At 39.5% G+C, this 19,347-nt stretch carries 17 protein-coding genes; 5 read left to right on the forward strand and 12 right to left on the reverse strand.

Going from position 1 to position 19,347, the window contains the following annotated elements; translation table 11 throughout:
- Nucleotides 1-115: 115 nt before the first annotated feature.
- Nucleotides 116-873, forward strand: a protein-coding gene (locus N6A79_RS11580; RefSeq protein ID WP_268545646.1) for an IS5 family transposase whose coding sequence is annotated in 2 segments (ribosomal slippage) — nt 116-449 and nt 449-873 — 759 coding nt in all. Because the reading frame shifts where the segments join, the coding sequence is not laid out codon by codon here.
- Between the two features lie 74 nt (nt 874-947).
- Here the strand turns inward: N6A79_RS11580 and N6A79_RS11585 are convergent.
- From N6A79_RS11585 to rpoH, 8 genes are all read right to left on the reverse strand, one after another.
- Nucleotides 948-1,496 (reverse strand): tetratricopeptide repeat protein, encoded by a 549-nt coding sequence (locus N6A79_RS11585; protein ID WP_268546061.1) that lies wholly within the window; start codon nt 1,494-1,496, stop codon nt 948-950.
- A 309-nt stretch (nt 1,497-1,805) separates the two neighbouring features.
- Nucleotides 1,806-2,345 carry a hypothetical protein gene (locus N6A79_RS11590; RefSeq protein ID WP_268546062.1) on the reverse strand — a complete coding sequence of 180 codons (540 nt, stop codon included), beginning with the start codon at nt 2,343-2,345 and terminating at the stop codon, nt 1,806-1,808.
- 15 nt (nt 2,346-2,360) lie between these two features.
- Nucleotides 2,361-2,669 carry a PAAR domain-containing protein gene (locus tag N6A79_RS11595; protein ID WP_268546063.1) on the reverse strand — a complete coding sequence of 103 codons (309 nt, stop codon included), beginning with the start codon at nt 2,667-2,669 and terminating at the stop codon, nt 2,361-2,363.
- A gap of 19 nt (nt 2,670-2,688) precedes the next feature.
- A complete protein-coding gene (locus tag N6A79_RS11600) occupies nt 2,689-3,210 on the reverse strand; it encodes a hypothetical protein (protein ID WP_268546064.1) in 522 nt (173 codons plus the stop codon).
- Nucleotides 3,200-4,129 (reverse strand): hypothetical protein, encoded by a 930-nt coding sequence (locus N6A79_RS11605; RefSeq protein WP_268546065.1) that lies wholly within the window; start codon nt 4,127-4,129, stop codon nt 3,200-3,202. The genes N6A79_RS11600 and N6A79_RS11605 overlap by 11 nt, the downstream gene beginning before the upstream one ends.
- A gap of 8 nt (nt 4,130-4,137) precedes the next feature.
- Nucleotides 4,138-6,435 carry a type VI secretion system tip protein TssI/VgrG gene (tssI, locus tag N6A79_RS11610; RefSeq protein ID WP_326848736.1) on the reverse strand — a complete coding sequence of 766 codons (2,298 nt, stop codon included), beginning with the start codon at nt 6,433-6,435 and terminating at the stop codon, nt 4,138-4,140.
- A 316-nt stretch (nt 6,436-6,751) separates the two neighbouring features.
- Entirely contained in the window at nt 6,752-7,267 is a 516-nt protein-coding gene (locus N6A79_RS11615) for an Hcp family type VI secretion system effector (protein WP_182417288.1), read from the reverse strand.
- 567 nt (nt 7,268-7,834) lie between these two features.
- Complete coding sequence (gene rpoH, locus N6A79_RS11620; RefSeq protein ID WP_268546066.1) at nt 7,835-8,791, reverse strand: RNA polymerase sigma factor RpoH; 957 nt, start codon at nt 8,789-8,791, stop codon at nt 7,835-7,837.
- A gap of 447 nt (nt 8,792-9,238) precedes the next feature.
- On the opposite strand from rpoH, the gene N6A79_RS11625 reads away from it, so the two are divergent.
- Together N6A79_RS11625 and N6A79_RS11630 are read left to right on the forward strand one after the other, a co-directional pair.
- Nucleotides 9,239-10,864 (forward strand): MFS transporter, encoded by a 1,626-nt coding sequence (locus tag N6A79_RS11625; protein WP_268546067.1) that lies wholly within the window; start codon nt 9,239-9,241, stop codon nt 10,862-10,864.
- A gap of 472 nt (nt 10,865-11,336) precedes the next feature.
- Nucleotides 11,337-11,597, forward strand: a complete 261-nt coding sequence (locus N6A79_RS11630) for a hypothetical protein (protein ID WP_268546068.1) — start codon at nt 11,337-11,339, stop codon at nt 11,595-11,597.
- Nucleotides 11,598-11,649: 52 nt separating this feature from the next.
- On the opposite strand, the gene glmM is transcribed toward N6A79_RS11630, so the two are convergent.
- From glmM to ubiA, 3 genes are all read right to left on the reverse strand, one after another.
- Nucleotides 11,650-13,002: a phosphoglucosamine mutase gene (gene glmM / locus N6A79_RS11635; protein WP_268546069.1), complete on the reverse strand. Its 1,353-nt coding sequence runs from the start codon at nt 13,000-13,002 to the stop codon at nt 11,650-11,652.
- Nucleotides 13,003-13,182: 180 nt separating this feature from the next.
- Complete coding sequence (locus N6A79_RS11640) at nt 13,183-14,574, reverse strand: L-cystine transporter (protein WP_268546070.1); 1,392 nt, start codon at nt 14,572-14,574, stop codon at nt 13,183-13,185.
- 378 nt (nt 14,575-14,952) lie between these two features.
- On the reverse strand, nt 14,953-15,942 hold the full coding sequence (gene ubiA / locus N6A79_RS11645) for a 4-hydroxybenzoate octaprenyltransferase (protein WP_268546071.1): 990 nt from the start codon (nt 15,940-15,942) through the stop codon (nt 14,953-14,955).
- Between the two features lie 218 nt (nt 15,943-16,160).
- On the opposite strand from ubiA, the gene N6A79_RS11650 reads away from it, so the two are divergent.
- Both N6A79_RS11650 and N6A79_RS11655 read left to right on the forward strand, forming a co-directional pair.
- The gene (locus N6A79_RS11650) at nt 16,161-17,072 is read left to right on the forward strand and encodes an enhanced serine sensitivity protein SseB C-terminal domain-containing protein (protein WP_268546072.1); all 912 of its coding nucleotides are present in this window, start codon (nt 16,161-16,163) and stop codon (nt 17,070-17,072) included.
- Between the two features lie 40 nt (nt 17,073-17,112).
- Nucleotides 17,113-17,871, forward strand: a complete 759-nt coding sequence (locus N6A79_RS11655; protein WP_268546073.1) for a hypothetical protein — start codon at nt 17,113-17,115, stop codon at nt 17,869-17,871.
- On the opposite strand, the gene N6A79_RS11660 is transcribed toward N6A79_RS11655, so the two are convergent.
- A complete protein-coding gene (locus tag N6A79_RS11660) occupies nt 17,846-19,246 on the reverse strand; it encodes a TrkH family potassium uptake protein (protein WP_268546074.1) in 1,401 nt (466 codons plus the stop codon). The genes N6A79_RS11655 and N6A79_RS11660 overlap by 26 nt on opposite strands.
- Between the last annotated feature and the right edge of the window lie 101 nt (nt 19,247-19,347).

Below are 19,347 nucleotides of genomic sequence, written 5' to 3' on the forward strand. Positions count from 1 at the left end.
TCTCAAACAATTTTTTGTAAAAATAAGTTTAATCGACTAGGGTCAGGACCTATTAATTTTTTGGATTCCTTTTTTTGTTGATTTGTGATTCATTGGTTTTGTGGAGGTGAAACTAATGAGTGATTTGTTTTTATTGAGCGAAGAGCAGATGGCGCGAATATCGCCCTGTTTTCCACTGTCTCATGGGGTTGCTCGTGTCGATGACAGGCGCTTTATCAGCGGCATTGTCTATGTCATCAAACATGGTCTGCAATGGAAAGATGCGCCCCTCGGTTATGGTCCGCATAAAACGCTCTATAATCGCTTTATCCGCTGGAGCAGGTTGGGTGTATTTGACCGCATCTTCGCAATGCTGGCCGGACAGGGCCCAAAACCTCAACGCATCATGATTGACGCCACACACCTCAAGGCGCATCGCACGGCTGCCAGCCTGTTAAAAAAGGGGATATTCCCCGCCGTATCGGGCGCACGAAAGGCGGCTTGAATTCAAAGCTGCACACGGTCTGCGATCAAGATGGAAAGCCAATATGTCTGCTACTAACTGAAGGGCAGATGAGTGACTACAAAGGAGCCGCTCTTTTGCTAGCGCATCTGCCAGATGCCAAGGAACTCATTGCAGACCGGGGGTACGATGCTGACTGGTTCCGGCAGGCATTGCTTGACAAAAAAATAAAGGCTTGCATTCCGCCCAGAAAGGGCAGAACCACCGAGATAGTTTATGACAGGCAAACTTATCGGTTGCGTCACATAATCGAAAACCTCTTTGCCAAGCTAAAAGACTGGCGGCGCATCGCGACACGCTATGACCGATGTGCACACACCTTCTTCTCGGCTATATGCATTGCCGCAACCGTAATATTCTATCTTAATTAATGAGTCCTGAGCCTAGCCACCCTAATGCTCTAATAGCATCTGAATCCCCTTGCTCTGCAGCAAGCTTATACCACTTAATAGCTTCGGCGTTGTTCTGGCCCCCCCTCACCTCTTGCATATAATGATCCCAAATTAAATTGGGAGTATACATCGCCTTGCTCTGCAGCAAGTTTATACCATTTAATAGCTTCACTGTAATTTTGTTTCACGCCTTTGCCATCTGAATACATTATGCCTAAATTGAATTGAGCTCCAATGTGGCCTTGATTAGCTGCTAGTGTAAACCACCGAAACGCTTCATTATAATTTTTTTCTACTCCTTCACCATGTAAATACATTATACCTAAATTAAATTGAGCTACTGGGAGGCCTTGATTAGCAGCTAGTGTAAACCATTCAATTGCTTTGTTGTAATGATGAGAGATACTATCATCGTTATAATATACTATTCCCAAATTAAATTGAGCCTCGGGCACCCCTTGTTCAGCTTCCAAAACCAATTGTTCAATACTTTTTTCATTAATATAAAATTTATTATAAACGTAAAAAAATAAAATAAACATAAGTATAAATAATATTAAATACTTCTTTTGGAATTTTATTTTATTATTTGATAAATACATTTATTTTCCTTTTACTTATCCTAGGATCAGGATCCATTAATTTGAACGAAATAGTATGAGGAAATTTTTGTAAGAACCCAAAGATTGTATTTAAGAAGAGCCGACGAGAAATATAAATATTTTCAAAGGCTCTTAAACAAAGTTATCGCGAGAATTGGCTATGTCCTGAAGGGACACAAAAATAGAAGTAATCTACAGCGTCGTAAAGCTCACTTCAGTATACCCCACTTTTCGCTTTCCTCCCCTTTATATCAAAACTCTATATTTTTGCTATTATTGTGCCAGTTCCTAAATTAATCAGTCCTGCCCCTAGTATCCGCGTTCTTTTAGCATATTGATCACTTCATGGGGTAAGCGGTTTTGTAAATCTATTGGCAAATCAATTTCTGGCAAATCTGGTCGTGCAGCAAGTAGTAAGCAGACGGAACCAATATTATGCTCACCACATTCAATTATTTTTGATAAGCAATTTTCAGGCAAAACTATTGGATTGGTTAATAAGGCTGCAAATTCGTAATTTGGCTGAGGTGCAACTTTAAAATCTAATTTGTTCCATATCGTGAAAATATCTTTCAAAACTGCATTTTCACACCATGTTAAAGCAGTCGTTGCCTCTTTTGTCCAACCAATAGCATGATTGAATGAAATCCAATTTTGGGCAGGAAGAATTTGTAATTTTTCTGCCATGCGTAATGATACGGCTATTTGCTCTCGCCAATCTTCTGATTTTTCACGATTTTTCGACCAGAACCGCGCATTGGCATGAATTTCATACCAGATATCAATAGCCGAAAAACCATCACCCAAATCAATGAGCGGATTGATATCATTAATGTCCCATTGTTGCATTATGGATTATTAACCTTACTCATTACCATCATCAAAAAATACATCAGGAGACCCTGTTTGCGAAACTCCACCGCAGTCAATAGCATCGCCAATACGCGCTGCAGGACGACCGTTTATAAATATCGTTGGCGAACCCTCCGCTTGCTTTCTAGGATGATCAGGCGCAGGACATGTTGGACAGCCATGCGCTGCATAACTATCCCCAACGCGAACTGCTGGAATATCATTTATAAACACATCAGGACTACCACTCGTGGCATTAGTTGGTGGATAATGGCAGCTATGACCTGAACCTATATCACCTTTTCGAACACTTGCTGACATTTTAAAACTCAATACTCCATCACCTAGGCGATTTAAAATGATATTGTATAATAATTTCGCCTATTTCTTTTTCACACAAAGCTACAAGTACCGCATTATTGTTAATATCTTTATGAAAAACCCTACAAGGATAGCGATTTATATCAAAAACTTTATCCTTCGATGTGACCGTTAGTGGAAATACATGAGTGGCGTGATTGATTTCCTCAAAATTTTCATGCAAAGTTTGTAATAATACTTCATAATATTTCTTACTGTAAAAGTGCCACTGAGCAAAACTTAGTTGATTGTAAGTGTTTGCACATAATAATACAGGCTCACCATAAAATGCTAATGATAAGCTATTTTCTTTTAGGCTATCAATAACATCATCGATTCTAGTTCTTTTATTTTTCGGCAATTGAGGTGTTAACTTATCACAGAATGCATATTTAAATTTATTATTTTCTGGAATGTCTACAATAATATCGTTTGCTTTTACAATGGTTATAAAGTTTAAAAAAAATGTCCAAAGCAAAAACCAAAATTGCTTATTCTTCATATTCATACCCTAAAATTTTACCGCCACCTACAATATCATATGCCTTTGGTTTATGACCATCAGTTGTGCCTAAATCAGTTAAAAGACCTATAAAACTATCATTAATTTCAACACTGTTCGCTTTCATTGATGAATCCCGAATTTGCCACTCTTTCTTATTTGCTCTATCAAATATTTCACGTTCTTCTTTAGTAAGATTACTTAAAATGGCTTCATCGGAGAGTACAGGTAGATGGATACTACCAATAGTATTCCAATTATACCTATCATATATATATGATCGATATTTTAAAATTACTTTTTTTCCTGAAAGCCGCTTTAAATAAGCACCGTAAGAAACCAAAAACGAGCCAATTGCGTAGTACCAGTCATCTTCCTTAGATTGGACAGAAAACCAGTTTACATATATTGTTCGATTTAAATTAAGCGACAAATAACCTTGTTTATCTTTTCCTCTAAAATCTTTTTTAATAAGATCAAGGAAAACTTCTTGTATGTCTTTGGGTTTCGTAACTACAGTACTATTTTCATAGTCTCTGTTATATGCAACGCCATTATCAATCAGTCTTTCTGTTTGATCTTCGCTATAATTGCGTAATTCACCATTTCCAACGATGTAATGACGCATATTTGCTGAAGCTTCTCTTATTTGAAATGGTGCTCTTAATAAACTCAATACAGGATCAGGGCTACTTAGAAGGTTAGTAAAGTGAGTGGCAGCTTTGCGTAGTACTTCCTTTTCTTCATCTGTTAAGGGTTTTCGTATATAATTTGATTCTTCATTATCTCTATAATCTGGTTGTGGTGGAACTGGTATTGTGTCGACTTCCCCCATTGGCTTATAAGAAATCAAAAAACCATTTACTTCTCGTTCTTTTTCAGGTGGTGCTCGGTCAAATATTCCATCATTATTGCTCATAAGATTCCTCAATTCAAATTAATTTTATTTGCTTTTACTATTACATTTAAACCTTCGATTATAATCTCACCGTTTGACGATAATAATATTTTAGAATTACCCGCTATTAGGTGAATATCCCCCCCAGATTTTATTGATTTAATATTTCCAACAACTTCATGGAATTCACTACCAACTACCGTTGTTAAAATTGTTCCAATTTCTAACTGACTTCTTTTACCAATAATCTCAGTTTTGTTCTCAGCAGTTGACATTGAATATCTTTGAGCCATTTCAATTCGATTACCTTGCACAATTAGTTGGTAATTTCCACTTCCCATTGGCGGCGATGAGTATGAATAAATGGTTTTCAAATTATCTAAAAATTTTTCCTTACTTTTAATTGATAGAGGTAAGTCATAAGTTTTTAAATAAGCAGGGCCAACATAAAGATGATAATCACCGCCCGTTGTAAGTTCTGTTTTATTCGCAATTTGGGAAAAAAAACTATCGTTAACATTTTGATATTTTATATTATTTACATATTCGTAACTATTAAATCCTAAAAATTCAGCTTTTGAATTATTGATGAAACTATCAAAATCTTTTTGACCATGAATAAATATTTTTTCTTTATTTTTTTCATCTTCAAAGGACAACTCATTAAAACCTATTCTTCCGTCGGTCTTTTTATGCGTATCAGATCTAATAACCATTCTAGTTTTATTCGCTGGCAAATCATAAGCAGGCTTATTAGTTTCATGATAGGTTCGCCCGATAATGATTGGCTGGTCAGGATCACCTTCTAAAAAGTCAACAATTACTTCATGACCAATGCGTGGTAGCGCCATACCACCATATTTGCCACCGCCCCATATTTGGCTCACACGGATCCAGCATGATGAATCTTCAGCTTTTGGGTCTTTATGGCGATCCCATGGGAAGTGAACCTTAACGCGGCCATATTGGTCGGTGTGGATTTCTTCACCCTCTGGCCCAACCACCGTGGCAATCTGTGGGCCATCGATGAGCGGTTTATTGGTCTGTGGTGCGCGGTAGGGCAAATGCGATGGCTGCACGGCAAAAGCATTGGCATAAACGGTAGCGTTATCGCTTGCGCTGCTATTGCCTTGAAGTGCAAGGTTCATGCGGCGGTTTAAACTCTGAGCAAGCAAGTTAGGGCTATGCGATGATGTGGTACCGAAGCTTAAACCCGACAGCGTTGTACCATGCAAGCCAGGAGCTACAATGCCAGTGTCAGCCATACCGATACCTTGTGCATCCTCACCCCATGCTTGCGGCTGTACGCCTTCATGACGAATGGTGAGGAGCCGCCATTTCTGGTTTAAGCGATCATCAGGATGCTCAAATAATGTAATTGCATGACCAGTTAGCAAATGTGGTGCATTAGATACACCATAGCCAAGTGACGCATCAACACGGGTGGCTTCTAGCTTATAACGGGTGAAGGCTTTACCAGCACTGTCCTTCTTATAGCGACCTGGATAATCATAAAGCTCATAATCATGTTTTTCACCATTGGGGTTAGCTGTGCGCTCCTTATGCTCCTGATTATAAACTGGGTTCTTGAAGGTGTAATCGCGCTGCACAACCGTTGTGGCGCGCAATTTCTCACGATAAGAAAGCGATGAGCAAAATAGTCCCTTAACTGACCCTGATGCGAGAGAATTATATTCAATCTCTTTTAAACCTGGGCAATCATGTAAGACATTGGGTTTGTCGGAGATAATGAGCTTTAACAGGCCTTCCTTGTCATGCTCAAAGTAATAGAAAATGCCTTCTTCAGCCAAAATACGCTCAACAAAGCCAAGATGGCTTTCACGATATTGCACGCAATATTCACGCGCATCGTGTAAGCCTTCATCAATATCCCAAGTAACATTTTCAATGCCATGCTCGGAGAACAGTTCTTTAACAATATCACCAACCTTTTTGGTCTGGAACACACGGCAATCAGACCCATGATCCAAACGATAAAGACTTGGCATAAGCACAAGGCGATAGGCAGTACGGTGATGACCTCTGTCACCGCGCTCAGCTTCTACCACAACGCCGGAGAAGTGACGCAAGGTTTCCATATATTTATGATGCACGGTTAAGGTGCCAGCACTGTCAAGCAAGGCTTGCAGATCAATATTATCATCACTGCTTGACAACATGACTTCTATTCTGGTCATGCCAAAGATCGCTTCATCTACCGCAAAGGCAGTGACGACAAAGGTATCATTAGGCGCTTCCTTCATCCAATAGCTAAAGGCAATATCTTGATCTTGGAATTGTTTTGGCAATATTGGCATAGCGCTCATAGATATTCTCCGGATGATAAAGTAAAAGCAGAACTATTATAAAAATCAATCAAGACTCAAAGAGCCAAATTCATTATTCAATGGAAAAAAAGTAGCTATTCCCCCATTGTCTTTATTTAAAAAGTATTATTTAATTTTAATAAGCCTTAAGCACATAGCTAAGGGCTTAACATCATCGGTATGACTATGCCCCGCAAAGCCATACCGATGCTTCTTCCCTCATTCATAGCTCTGATCTTATCAATGAGGGCGATAAGCAAAAGTGAAGCGTTTATTTTTCAACCCCATATAAACGCTTCATCCCTTGCCTGATGGCTTAAACCTTAGGGGCGCGCCAATCATCAGCACCTGATGTGCCAGCAACTGCATGTTCCCATTCAATCTTACGATAACTTAATGACACTGTTACCAATTGGGTAAAGTCTGCATTCTTTGGGTCTTGGCAATGAGGCATGTTGCAATCAATATCAACAATGATCGCATCAGTAAGCTTGGTGGTGAAGAAATGCTCTTGCTTACCTGATGTGCTGGTGCGATACCATTTTACTTCACAGGTGCTGAGCATTTCGCCTGAAGTAAGCGCATTATAAAGCAAAGGTGTTGCTTTGCTCAAAGCTGCTGTGAACTTGAAAGGCTTATGGACGCGCTGACCTGAAGGCTGACCTGACTGTGGATCACGAGGAATGGTTACAACATGATCAATGGCCTGAACGAGAATTTCGTCTTCATGGCCTTCTTGCCAGATATTGCCGATTGAATCTTCAGACGCTGCGCCTTGAGTGATTGGGCCTTGGGTTGTACCTTCGATTTTAATATAGGCTGGTGTTGGCATTTCTTTATCCTTTTATATAAACAAACAAACTTACATTTTAAAAACTGACGGCACTTAAATCCCCCTCAATTGAGAGCTTAAAATGATGGTAGCCAACAGTCCTGTGAGCAAAGAAAGTTCAAAGGAGAAATGAAAACCCTTGCCCACAGTAAATACTAAGCAAGTTTCATGCCAACTTGATGCAACAACAAAAATAAAATGACAACATACTGAAAAACAAGGACAAATTAAATTATAGCAGCCATACATGCAATATTTAGCGGACACTAATAACTGCAAAAAATTGCAGTCTTTTTTGGCCGCAAACAGCTAAAATTGCACCTAACCATAAGAAAACAAACAGAAAAACGCCCGACTGCATTTTTTTGCAGTCGACTGCAATTTTTTGCAGTAATTAGAATATTATCAATACTCTAATATAAAAAATCCTTGATATTTATCAAATTATTTTTCAGCAGTTACTGAAAAACCTCAATTATGTAATGAAAGAGCTTCTAATCAATAAAATGGAAATGAATTAGGGACATTTTTCATTGTCAAGCAATGTCCCTAACTATGATGTTTATATTAATGAGCTGAAATCGTTTTATGGTTATGTTCAACTGCTTCTTCTTGCGACACAGCCGCAGCCTTGACCGCCTCTTGTACTTTTTCGAAAGCACGTACTTCAATCTGTCGTACACGCTCACGGCTAATGTTAAACTCAGTTGATAACTCTTCCAAAGTCATCGGATCTTCAGCCAAGCGGCGCGCACTAAAAATACGCTTTTCACGATCATTTAGGCCAGCCATGGCATTTTCAAGCATTGTACGGCGATTTTCAAGCTCGTCCTGATCGATCAAAGTTTGTTCTTGCGATGTTGAATCATCAACGAGCCAATCTTGCCACTCGCCGCCCTCGCCTTCACTGGCGCGAATAGGCGCATTCAAAGAAGCATCGCCCGAAAGGCGCTGATTCATGGATACAACCTCTTCTTCAGAAACATTAAGACGCGTTGCAATCTCCTTAACTTGATCAGGCTTTAAATCGCCATCATCAAGCGCTTGGATTTTGCTTTTCATTTTGCGCAAGTTAAAGAATAACCGCTTTTGATTGGCGGTTGTCCCCATTTTAACGAGGCTCCACGAGCGCAAGACATATTCTTGGATAGAGGCTTTTACCCACCACATAGCGTAAGTGGCAAGACGAAAACCGCGCTCTGGCTCAAAGCGCTTGACTGCTTGCATAAGCCCAACATTGCCTTCAGAAATAACTTCACCAATGGGCAATCCATAGCCGCGATAGCCCATGGCAATCTTGGCCACCAAGCGCAAGTGACTTGTTACTAATTTATGCGCAGCCTTTGGATCTCCATGCTCGGCATAACGCTTGGCCAGCATATATTCTTCCTTAGGCTCAAGCATAGGAAAGCGCCGAATTTCTTGCAGATAACGGCTTAAACCACCGTCACCGGCAGTAATAGTAGGCAATGAAGTAGTTGACTGGGCCAAAATTGCACCCTCCGTTGTTACAGCTCCCGACATGGCAAGCCTTTGGCATGATCTTTTTAAAAACGATCATATATTTTCAGTTAAACGACCAATTTAGGCAAAAAAACGAACAAAGATAAAAAAAATTCTAACGAAACAGTGATTTGCATTTTTTAACAATTGCATCCCATGTCCTTGAGAAATTATCATAACAACAAATTAAGAACAGATTATTGCAGATGACTATTTTGTTCAATTTTTCAATTAAAACAATGGACTATTTTCATTGTTCACAAGGATATGAACCAAAGTTAGCCATTAGATATAAGGTTGATCTATGCATTTTCAATAGGAATAAATTATAAAAAAATTTCATAACTATTTTATAATATAGATCTTCCTATAATCTACCAATTCAAATTTTCTTGAAAAACATCTAACAAAAAAATGAATTTGCTTATTAAGCGATTTCCCCTACTATGAAATAAAAACGAGGGAAATATGTTACCACGCGGATCAGCTCTTGCACCATTTAAAACCATTGCCTTTCGCAATTTATGGTCAGCAACACTTGTCTCCAATCTTGGCGGCTTGGTGCAAACTGTTGGTGCTGGTTGGCTTATGGTATCAATTACCAATTCGCATTCTATGGTGGGGCTTGTTCAAAGTGCGACCACCCTACCCATCATGATTTTTTCGCTAATGGCTGGGGCATTAGCTGATAATTTTAATCGCCGCCAAATCATGATAACCGCGCAGAGCTTAATGATGCTAGTGTCCATTTTACTCGCATTTTTAACCTTTATGGACTGGATCACACCATGGATGTTGATCGGCTTCACCTTTCTAATTGGCTGTGGCGGTGCACTTTACAATCCGCCATGGCAGGCAACGGTTGGTGATATTGTGCCGCGCAATGATATACCAGCAGCCGTTACGTTAAACAGTGTAGGCTTTAACCTTATGCGCTCAGTTGGGCCTGCAATTGGTGGTTTAATTGTTGCTGCATGGGGTGGTGCTGCTGCGTTTATTTTTAATGCCTTTAGCTATATTCCGCTAATTGGTGCGTTGTTTTTTTGGAAACCAGTTTATCAAAAACCAGCTTTACCCCGTGAGCGTTTGGTTGGTGCAATGTCTGATGGCTTGCGTTATGTTTTAATGTCGCCGCACCTCATTAATATTATGGTGCGCTCTTTCATGTTTGGCATTGGAGCGATTTCTATTTTAGCACTTTTGCCAATTATTGCCAAAAATATGCTAAACGGCAACGCGCTTTCCTATGGTAGTATGCTTGGTTTCTTTGGTATTGGTGCGATTATTGCCGGAATATTCAATTCGCGCATAAGAGCGCATTTTCGTAGTGAAAGCATTGTAAAAATTGCCTTTATTGGTTTTGCATTTTCCTGCGTTTGCTTAAGTTTAAGTACATCACTGATTATTAGCCACATAGTTCTTTTGCCGGCTGGCATGTGCTGGGTTCTTGCGCTTTCGCTTTTCAATATATCGGTGCAGCTTTCAACTCCGCGTTGGGTGGTTGCACGCGCATTAGCACTTTACCAAACTGCTTCTTTTGGCGGCATGGCGGTTGGCAGTTGGCTTTGGGGCAATATTGCCGATCATTATGGCACAACCATTGCTCTTATCACTTGCGGTCTATTTCTTCTGCTTGGTGCAATCGCTGGCTTTAGGTTTGCCATTCATGAAATTGGCGATATTGACCTTGCCCCTTCTAACCTATTTCGCGAGCCTGAATTACGCCTTGATTTAAAAGCCCGTAGTGGGCCGATCATGATTATGATTGATTATAATATCAGCGAAGAAAATGAAGAAGCATTTTTGAGCGCAATGGAAGAACGTAGACGCATTCGCCTGCGCGATGGTGCACGCCATTGGACATTAATGCGCGATCTAGAAAACCCAGAATTATGGACAGAATCCTATCATATGCCCACATGGGTTGACTATTTGCGCCATAATCAACGCCGTATTAAATCCGATGTTGAAATAATTGAAGTATTAAGCACACTGAATAAAAATGGTGAACGACCAAAAGTGCATCGCATGATAGAGCGGCAAGCTGTACCGCCTGCTCATGAGCTTCATATTAAACCGCCCCATGATGTATAAAGACGTTTTTTCAATTTACCACATTAACAGGATGCAACAATATTTAACCAACATCTAACTCAGCAAAAAAAAACGGTAAAATCAAAAGACTTCGGTGATTTAATTTGATACCCATCAATATTCTCGATTATACCATAAAGATGTATATGATTGACTGGCATTGTTTTAAAATGGTAAAATTGCATTAGGTTAGCAATAATATAATCAATATTATTTTCTGACAAATAAATGAAAATACAGCCATTTTTTACAATGATCCTGTTAAGTTTCGACGATTTATTTAAACTAATTTTCGCTTTATCGGTCTTTCTGGTTAAGATTATATAATCTTCCCATTCCATCTTGACCGCATAAAATGCATCAACAAATTTTATGATATCATCATAAGCGATGTTTAATACCAATTCATTTTCGGTAAAGACAATATTTTCTTGGAAAAATAATACCATTTTTTCCCTTTAAAGGACTCCAAATGTGCGGTTTAGATGAAAAATATCTTCTAATGTTAATTTATCAGTTAACCATTGCGCAACGGGCTTTATTTTCGCAAAGCCAAAACAAAGATTTTGAAATATTTAAACTTATCCATATTATTAGTTCTTTTAATCTTCAAAACCGCAATATTGACCAATTACATACTATAATAAAAAATCATTGTGAAAACGATACGGTTTTAAAGGACCAAGTTAATTATGCGCTAACACTTGCTTATAATGATAGCATGAAACAATAAAGCCACTAACGGCCCTAAGAATACGTTAATGGCTTTCAATTGAAGAATAGATTTAAGCCGCTGCACGCTCAGCAGAAATAGCGTCGATAATCATGTCAACCACCTGCTCAACAAGGCTAAGATTATCACCTTCCGCCATAACGCGAATAAGCGGCTCTGTCCCTGATGGACGGATTACGAGGCGACCATTTTTGCCAAGTTTTTTATTACCATCACGAATAGCGGCTTGCACATTTTCGCTTTCAAGCGGTTTACCACCACTAATGCGAATATTTTTTAGCAATTGCGGCACAGGCTCAAATTTATGGCAAAGCTTGCTCATTGGTTTGTTGGCACCTTGTAAACAGCCAAGCACCTGTAAAGCGCTAACAAGACCATCGCCGGTAGTACCATAATCAGACAAGACTATATGGCCTGATTGCTCGCCACCAACATTAAAGCCATGATTGCGCATATGTTCAACCACATAGCGGTCACCAACCTTAGTGCGGGCAAGAGTTAAGCCTTTATCCCCTAAAAACCGTTCTAAGCCAAGGTTGGACATTACGGTTGCGACAACGCCGCCACCTCGTAAATCACCATTATTATACCAGCTTTCAGCAATAACGGCCATAAGCTGATCACCATCAATGACCTGACCATTTTCATCCACCATCAATACCCGATCGCCGTCACCATCAAGCGCAATACCTGCATCTGCACGCACTTCATGTACTTTTTTAATCAAAGAAATCGGATGGGTTGAACCGCAATCTTCATTAATGTTAAAACCATCCGGCTCATCATGAATGGTGACAACCTCAGCGCCTAGCTCCCAAAGCGCAAGCGGGGCGGCTTTATAAGCGGCACCATTGGCACAATCCACAACAATTCGTAAACCCTCAAGGCGCACATCGCGCGGCATTGTACGTTTTGCATATTCAATATAGCGATAAATATCACCTTCAACACGTTTTGCACGGCCAATTTCGCGTGGGCCGGCCAAAAATGGTGTCATGTCGCTTTGGATAAGCTCTTCGATTTTTTCTTCCCGCTCATCAGAAAGTTTAAAACCATCACGCGTAAAAAGCTTAATACCATTATCAGCATAATGATTATGGGAGGCAGAAATCATCACCCCAATATCGGCGCGCATTGAACGACAAAGCATAGCAACAGCAGGGGTTGGAATTGGTCCTAATAAAAATACATCAACGCCAGCGGAGGTAAAACCAGCAACCAAGGCATTTTCAAGCATATAACCCGAAAGCCTTGTATCCTTACCAATAACGACACGGTTTTTATAACCCGAACGGCGAAATAAAATACCGACTGCCATACCGATTTTCATCGCAATTTCAGGTGTCATCGGGAAGCTATTGGCTTTACCACGCATTCCGTCTGTGCCAAAATATTTTCTTGCCATACTGATACTTTCGTTTTGAAACATGCAATTTATAACATCCGCATGCCCTATTTTATGTTGCTTACATCAATTAAAATTGCTCTGCAAACAATAATTAACGCCATTATAATATCGAGGCGTTAATTTTTTGAAAATATAAAAGCAATAAAAATGCGAGGATACGACCCTCGCATTTAATCATTAACCTTGCGTCAAACTTGCATCATCATCTTTATCAAAAATAGATTTATCCGTTTCGTGCATGATTTGACTGGTAATCATACCTGCTGTCATCGAACCATTCACATTTAGGGCTGTGCGTCCCATATCAATCAGCGGCTCGATAGAGATAAGCAAAGCAACAAGAGTGACTGGCAAGCCCATAATTGGCAAAACAATCAATGCCGCAAAGGTTGCGCCGCCGCCAACGCCGGCAACGCCTAGCGAACTAACGGTTACAATGGCAACTAACGTCATGAACCACATTGGGTCAAAGGGATTAATGCCGACGGTTGGCGCAACCATTGCAGCAAGCATAGCAGGATATAAACCAGCACAGCCATTTTGACCGATCGTTGCACCAAAGGAAGCAGAAAAACTTGCTATAGATTGCGGTACGCCAAGGCGCTCAGTCTGCGCTTCAATATTAAGTGGAATAGAAGCAGCACTTGAACGACTGGTAAAAGCAAACGTTAAAACGGGTAAAACCTTTTTAAAAAAGTGCATAGGATTAATCCCCGATAAGGCTAATAATCCACCATGCACCGCAAACATGATAGCAAGACCAATATAAGATGCTATAATAAATGTGCCAAGATTTATGATAGCTGCAATATCAGATTGGGCAACAACCTTAGTCATTAAAGCAAAAACACCATAAGGTGTAAGGCGAATGACAATGCGAACAAGTTTCATAACCCATAATTGTGCGGTATCAATTGCCGAAAGAAGCCCTTTACCTTTTTCAGGATTATCACGCAATAATTGGATTGCGGCAGCACCTAAGAAAGCGGCAAAAATAACCACAGCAATAATTGATGTTGCACGGGAATTGGTAAGATCAGCAAATGGATTATTCGGCACAAAAGAAACAATGATGTCTTGAACACTCATGGAGCTAAGCTTTGCTGCATGGTTACTTTCAATATAACCTAAACGTGCAGTTTCGGCAGTGCCTTGCACAAGACCTTGCGCTGAAAGACCATAAAACTTTACCATTAACACGCCAACTATTGCTGATATCAAAGTTGTACCGAGCAATATGCCAATGGTGTAAAAACTAATTTTGCCAAGGGATGACGCATTATGTAATTTGGCAACTGCTGACAAAATGGACACGAGCACCAAGGGCATAATGACCATTTGCAACAAGCCAACATAGCCATTACCGACAATGTTAAACCAAGCAATGGACTGCTTTAAAACATCGCTTCCCGCTCCATAAAATAACTGCAATATGCCACCAAAAATGACACCTAACACGAGGCCGACAAAAACTTTAAGAGCTAGGCTCCAATTAGTTTTTTTCAACTGATGAAGTGCAAAAAGCAACGCGATAAAGACGACAAGATTGATAAAGAGCGCGGGCGACATTTTAAATACCTTTATTATTTTGCTCATTGGAGTGGTTCACAACAAAGCAAAATCAATTTGAATAGGAATGCTTGGTTTTTCTATCTATTTTAACATATAGAGCGCTAAAATGATTTTTCGCTAAAATTAAACTGAAAATTTTTTAAATGTTAAAACCCGAAGACATGCCTTATGAGGAATGAAAAACAAGTGAGAAATTAAAACGACAAGCATAATGAATTTATACCTGTTTGATCATCTCCCAATGAAATCAACAAGAGCAAAAAATATCACAAATTAGAATATATTAAAATAATATTCTTACTATCTAATAAAAATTAGAATTTTATTATTAGAAAAATAGAAAAAATTCTCCATGGGCATTGAAAACAGCAATACTTAAAGAGACACCCAGACACCACCTAAGATCAAACCTGCAAAAATTAAAAATCCTAAAAATGAATTGGATAAAAACAATTTTAAGCATTGTTGATGATCATCTATATCAAGCACCCTTATTTGATAAATCATATGAATGAAAGCAAGCAATAAGCCCACAAAAGCAAGTGATGGTATATGGGCAAGAAGAAATGCTGCAAGTGTGAAAATAAGCATACCACTATAAAGCAAGGTCAAAGCGAGTTTAGTCTTGTCACCAAAAAGCCTTGCGGTTGAGCGCACACCAACCAGCGCATCATCTTCCTTATCTTGATGAGCATAAATCGTATCATAGCCTATTGTCCACATGACAGAGCCGATATAGAGCAAAATTGGCGGCCAGTCGAGCGAGCCTCTAGCTGCTGCCCAGCCCATTAAAGCGCCCCAATTAAAAGCAAGCCCAAGCACAAATTGTGGCCAATCGGTTATTCTTTTCATAAAAGGATAGATAGCTACAATGATAATCGACCCAAGCCCCAAATTAATGGTAAAGGCGTTAAATTGTAAAAGCACCAGTAACCCAATGATACATTGCAGCAATAAAAATAATTTGGCTTGAATCCGGCTAACTTGCCGTGATGGTAGTGGGCGTGAACGTGTGCGCTCTACCGCACTATCGATATTATGGTCAACAAGATCATTATAAGTGCAGCCTGCGCCGCGCATGGCAACAGCGCCAATAAAGAACAAGAATAAATGCCAAAGCGATGGCATAACATTCATAAATTGCGCGCCATGATGACTACCAGCAACACTTACCAGTGCCGCAGACCACCAACAAGGCCACATTAAAAGCTTCCAGCCAATCGGCCTATCCCAGCGCGCTAATTGTGCATAGGGCCAAAATCCACGTGGCAACAAGCGGTAAACCCAATGACTGGACGGAGCATCTCTTACTCGTCCTTGCTGTTTATCTGATTGAATATCCGATGTATTTTGCTTGCCTTGCATGGTGCAAGTTATCCTTTTATGACATAATTTTTGATGCAACATGCCAGATTATAATTTGAATTGCACGTTAAAAATATGCCGATAATTAGCTGTCTTTGACAAGTTAACACCTTATGTTTAAAAATGCGAAGCTATAAAATAATATTACCATCAAATAGCAATAACCTATTATAATTTAAATTTTTCAGCTTTTAAAAATAAGTGGGGGTACAATAATTATGTTCAGCAAAATTAGAAATTTTTTTAGCGATAAATTGCAAAAAAAAATCACTGATCGGCAATTTTCAACCGAAGAGGATGCCAGTCTACCCACCACAAATGACCAATTGCCGCTTCTCGCAAATCCTGGACTTATCGCAGCTATCACTACGTTAAGAAATGAAGAAAACGCAGAAAATCGCATCAGATTTCAAAACCTTATGAAGGAATCGCGTTTCATCCTAGTAACGACCAAATTAAGTGCGATGGACAAAGACGATAGGGTGATATTTGATCATGCTGAAGACGAGCATAGCAGTGACAATAAATTTGGCATTGCCCTTACCGCGAGAAATGAAAAATTATATTATCTTATTTTCACCGATATGGATCGCTTCAATACTTGGCAACAGCAACATGATAATGATGCTCATAGTAACTCGCCTAATTCGCAACCCAATTTGATAGCATTTGCAAATTTATGCGACCTTATCATGGAAACGCCATCCGAGCCTTATGGTATCCTTATCAATCCAAAATGCGAAGACTTCTTGGTTCAACATGAGTTTTTTAAAATGGTTTCGGTCGAAGCCCAGTTGCAGATGTCACACAATGAGGGAACCAAGGTTACTCTCCAAACCCTTGAAATCTCAGATCTGTCAGAAAATTTAGTCAATGAATTGAATGATTTTTTTAAAAAAACAATAGAAATTCATGCCGTTTGGGCGGTGATTATGGTCATGGAGCAGCAGCAATATTTTACACTTATTATCGACTGCTCTGGTAATCATGATGATATTTTTCCTAAAATACTGAATATTTGCGCAGCTTATATTGGCGAAGATGAAAAGACCACTGCGGTACAAGCAGAGCATGAGCCATTTAAATCACTGGTTGAGCAATTTGCGCCAATTTTCATACGCGCACATTAAAGCACTACAACAAGTAAAATTGGTAAAAGGGATTGTTTTGATGCGAAAATTCATTGAAAAACTAAAAAAAGATAAAAGCTTAGCCAATCAACAAGCATTTTTTCATGCCCTATCAAAACAGATTATTTATCTTACTGAAACTCCACAACACGAACAAAAAGCGCAAACAGATCACAAACTGCTGATTGAATACCACGATAATGGAGTTGGTTATTTACTCGGCTTTAGCAATCCTCAATATTTCCAAAAATGGCAGCAACATGAGCAATTAACACGCCAAAAATATTGCATTAAGCCATTTAATTTTGAAGAATTGTGTTTGCTAATGAAGAATTTTCAAAAAGATGAAACTGCACTTATTCTTAATCCAGCATGTGATAATCTCATAATTGCCAATGAATTATTTCATGATGCAAAAAAGTACGAAAGTCATCAAGATGATACAATAAGCGATAAGCAAACCTATGTCGCTATGACACCGCTTGAGCAAGGCGATTTTTCGTTTGAACTTTTACAGCTATTGCAAAATGAATTTAATAGTGAAAACTGGATAAGCAGTGTTTGGGCGGCAACAATAGACATTGACAGCATGGAAAGCTTTTTACTTATTATCGCAGGCAACAACACGCAAGATAGTGCTGACCACGGCGAGTGTGATCAAAACCTATATCAACTTTTATTAAAGATTTGCACACCATTTCTTGGAAGCGCCAATTTGACAATTTTAAGTAGCACAACAAGCCCTTTTAATCGAGCTATTTTAAACTATGATCCTATCTTTGCCAGAAAGCCGGGATAAATAGAATAAAAATAGTTACAATTTCAAGGCGGCCAGCCAACATTAAAAATGACAAGATCCATAAACTATTATCTTCAATTGTAGAAAAATTTCCAACAGGGCCAATTTTATCGCCAAAACCTGGGCCAACATTTGATAAAGCCGTAAGCGCACCGCTGATTGCAGAAACAAAATCTAAGCCGGTAATAACCAGTAACATAGCACCAATAATAAGTGTTGTCATATAAAGGCATAAAAACAATAATACGGTTTGGGCAATATCGCCAGAAACTTCTGAACCACCATAACGCACTTTGACAACGACATTTGGCGACAATAAACGGGCAAGATTGGCAGAAGTCAAGCGCCATAAAATAATGATCCGGTTAATCTTGATGCCGCCAGAGGTTGAACCAGAGCAACCACCAATAAGCGAGGCTAGAAAGAATATACCAAGCGCTAAAGGCCCCCAATTTGCATAGTCTTCAGTTGCGTAGCCCGTGGTGGTTATAACCGATACAAAGTGGAAAAGCGCCGTTAAAAATGCTTCAAAAAATGACTCTTGACGGGTGATACTTAAAGATAAAGCCAATACAAAACTGGCAATTGCGACGATTGACAAAAACAGCTTAACCTGCGGATCATAAAAACGTTGTTTGCTATGCCCGATAACCATTTTGACATAAAACACAAAGGGCATAGCCGATGCTAGCATAAAAATTGTAGCAATAATAATAATCATCGGCTGATCGGCATAAAACCCTAGTGAATCATCATGGGTTGAAAAGCCTGCTGTTGCAACGGTTGTCATCGAATGGTTAAGCGCATCAAACATATTCATGCCAGCAGCAAAATAGCAAAGCGTGCATAAAACAGTTAGCGACAAATAGGCAATGATAATTGCATTGGCGATTTGATTAACCCGCGGCAAAATCTTTTCTGATCGATCCGATGACTCCATATGAAAAAGCTGGACACCTCCAACGCGTAGCGAGGGCAGCAGCAAAAGCGCAAGACCGATAAAGCCGATACCACCAATCCAACATAAGAGTGAGCGCCAAAGCAAAATCCCAGCCGGTTTATCATCAAGATCGACAAGCACCGTTGCGCCTGTTGTTGTTACCCCTGATACGGATTCAAAAATGGCTTGGGCAAAACTTATCGGCAAATGGGAAAAGAAAATAGGTAATGAACCTAAAAAACAAGCGGTCACCCAAAGACTTGCGGTTAATAAAAAGCCAAGCCGTGTTGAAAATCGTGCGGTTGCCCCATGGGTTGATACTAATACCAAAGTGGCGACCATAAAGGTTAAGAGGCTAGCATAGATAAAAACCTGCCAATCATCATTGCCTTGCCGAATGTCGGCAAGAGCCGGCAACAGCATTGCAGCCGCCATAATCAGCGAAAAGCGGGCGCAAATATTGGCAATGAATCGAAAAATGATGAAACCTCAATCTTGGTCTGTAAAACAATATTACTAGCGTGGGGCGGTATTAA

The organism is Bartonella sp. HY761, from assembly GCF_026743145.1.
GTDB lineage: Bacteria > Pseudomonadota > Alphaproteobacteria > Rhizobiales > Rhizobiaceae > HY038.

Bases quoted from the DNA above. Each gene is read 5' to 3' on its own strand.
- N6A79_RS11585 (WP_268546061.1), bottom strand. From the start codon at position 1,496: ATGTATTTATCAAATAATAAAATAAAATTCCAAAAGAAGTATTTAATA.
- N6A79_RS11590 (WP_268546062.1), bottom strand. From the start codon at position 2,345: ATGCAACAATGGGACATTAATGATATCAATCCGCTCATTGATTTGGGT.
- N6A79_RS11595 (WP_268546063.1), bottom strand. From the start codon at position 2,669: ATGTCAGCAAGTGTTCGAAAAGGTGATATAGGTTCAGGTCATAGCTGC.
- N6A79_RS11600 (WP_268546064.1), bottom strand. From the start codon at position 3,210: ATGAAGAATAAGCAATTTTGGTTTTTGCTTTGGACATTTTTTTTAAAC.
- N6A79_RS11605 (WP_268546065.1), bottom strand. From the start codon at position 4,129: ATGAGCAATAATGATGGAATATTTGACCGAGCACCACCTGAAAAAGAA.
- tssI (WP_326848736.1), bottom strand. From the start codon at position 6,435: ATGAGCGCTATGCCAATATTGCCAAAACAATTCCAAGATCAAGATATT.
- N6A79_RS11615 (WP_182417288.1), bottom strand. From the start codon at position 7,267: ATGCCAACACCAGCCTATATTAAAATCGAAGGTACAACCCAAGGCCCA.
- rpoH (WP_268546066.1), bottom strand. From the start codon at position 8,791: ATGTCGGGAGCTGTAACAACGGAGGGTGCAATTTTGGCCCAGTCAACT.
- N6A79_RS11625 (WP_268546067.1), top strand. From the start codon at position 9,239: ATGTTACCACGCGGATCAGCTCTTGCACCATTTAAAACCATTGCCTTT.
- N6A79_RS11630 (WP_268546068.1), top strand. From the start codon at position 11,337: ATGTGCGGTTTAGATGAAAAATATCTTCTAATGTTAATTTATCAGTTA.
- glmM (WP_268546069.1), bottom strand. From the start codon at position 13,002: ATGGCAAGAAAATATTTTGGCACAGACGGAATGCGTGGTAAAGCCAAT.
- N6A79_RS11640 (WP_268546070.1), bottom strand. From the start codon at position 14,574: ATGTCGCCCGCGCTCTTTATCAATCTTGTCGTCTTTATCGCGTTGCTT.
- ubiA (WP_268546071.1), bottom strand. From the start codon at position 15,942: ATGCAAGGCAAGCAAAATACATCGGATATTCAATCAGATAAACAGCAA.
- N6A79_RS11650 (WP_268546072.1), top strand. From the start codon at position 16,161: ATGTTCAGCAAAATTAGAAATTTTTTTAGCGATAAATTGCAAAAAAAA.
- N6A79_RS11655 (WP_268546073.1), top strand. From the start codon at position 17,113: ATGCGAAAATTCATTGAAAAACTAAAAAAAGATAAAAGCTTAGCCAAT.
- N6A79_RS11660 (WP_268546074.1), bottom strand. From the start codon at position 19,246: ATGGCGGCTGCAATGCTGTTGCCGGCTCTTGCCGACATTCGGCAAGGC.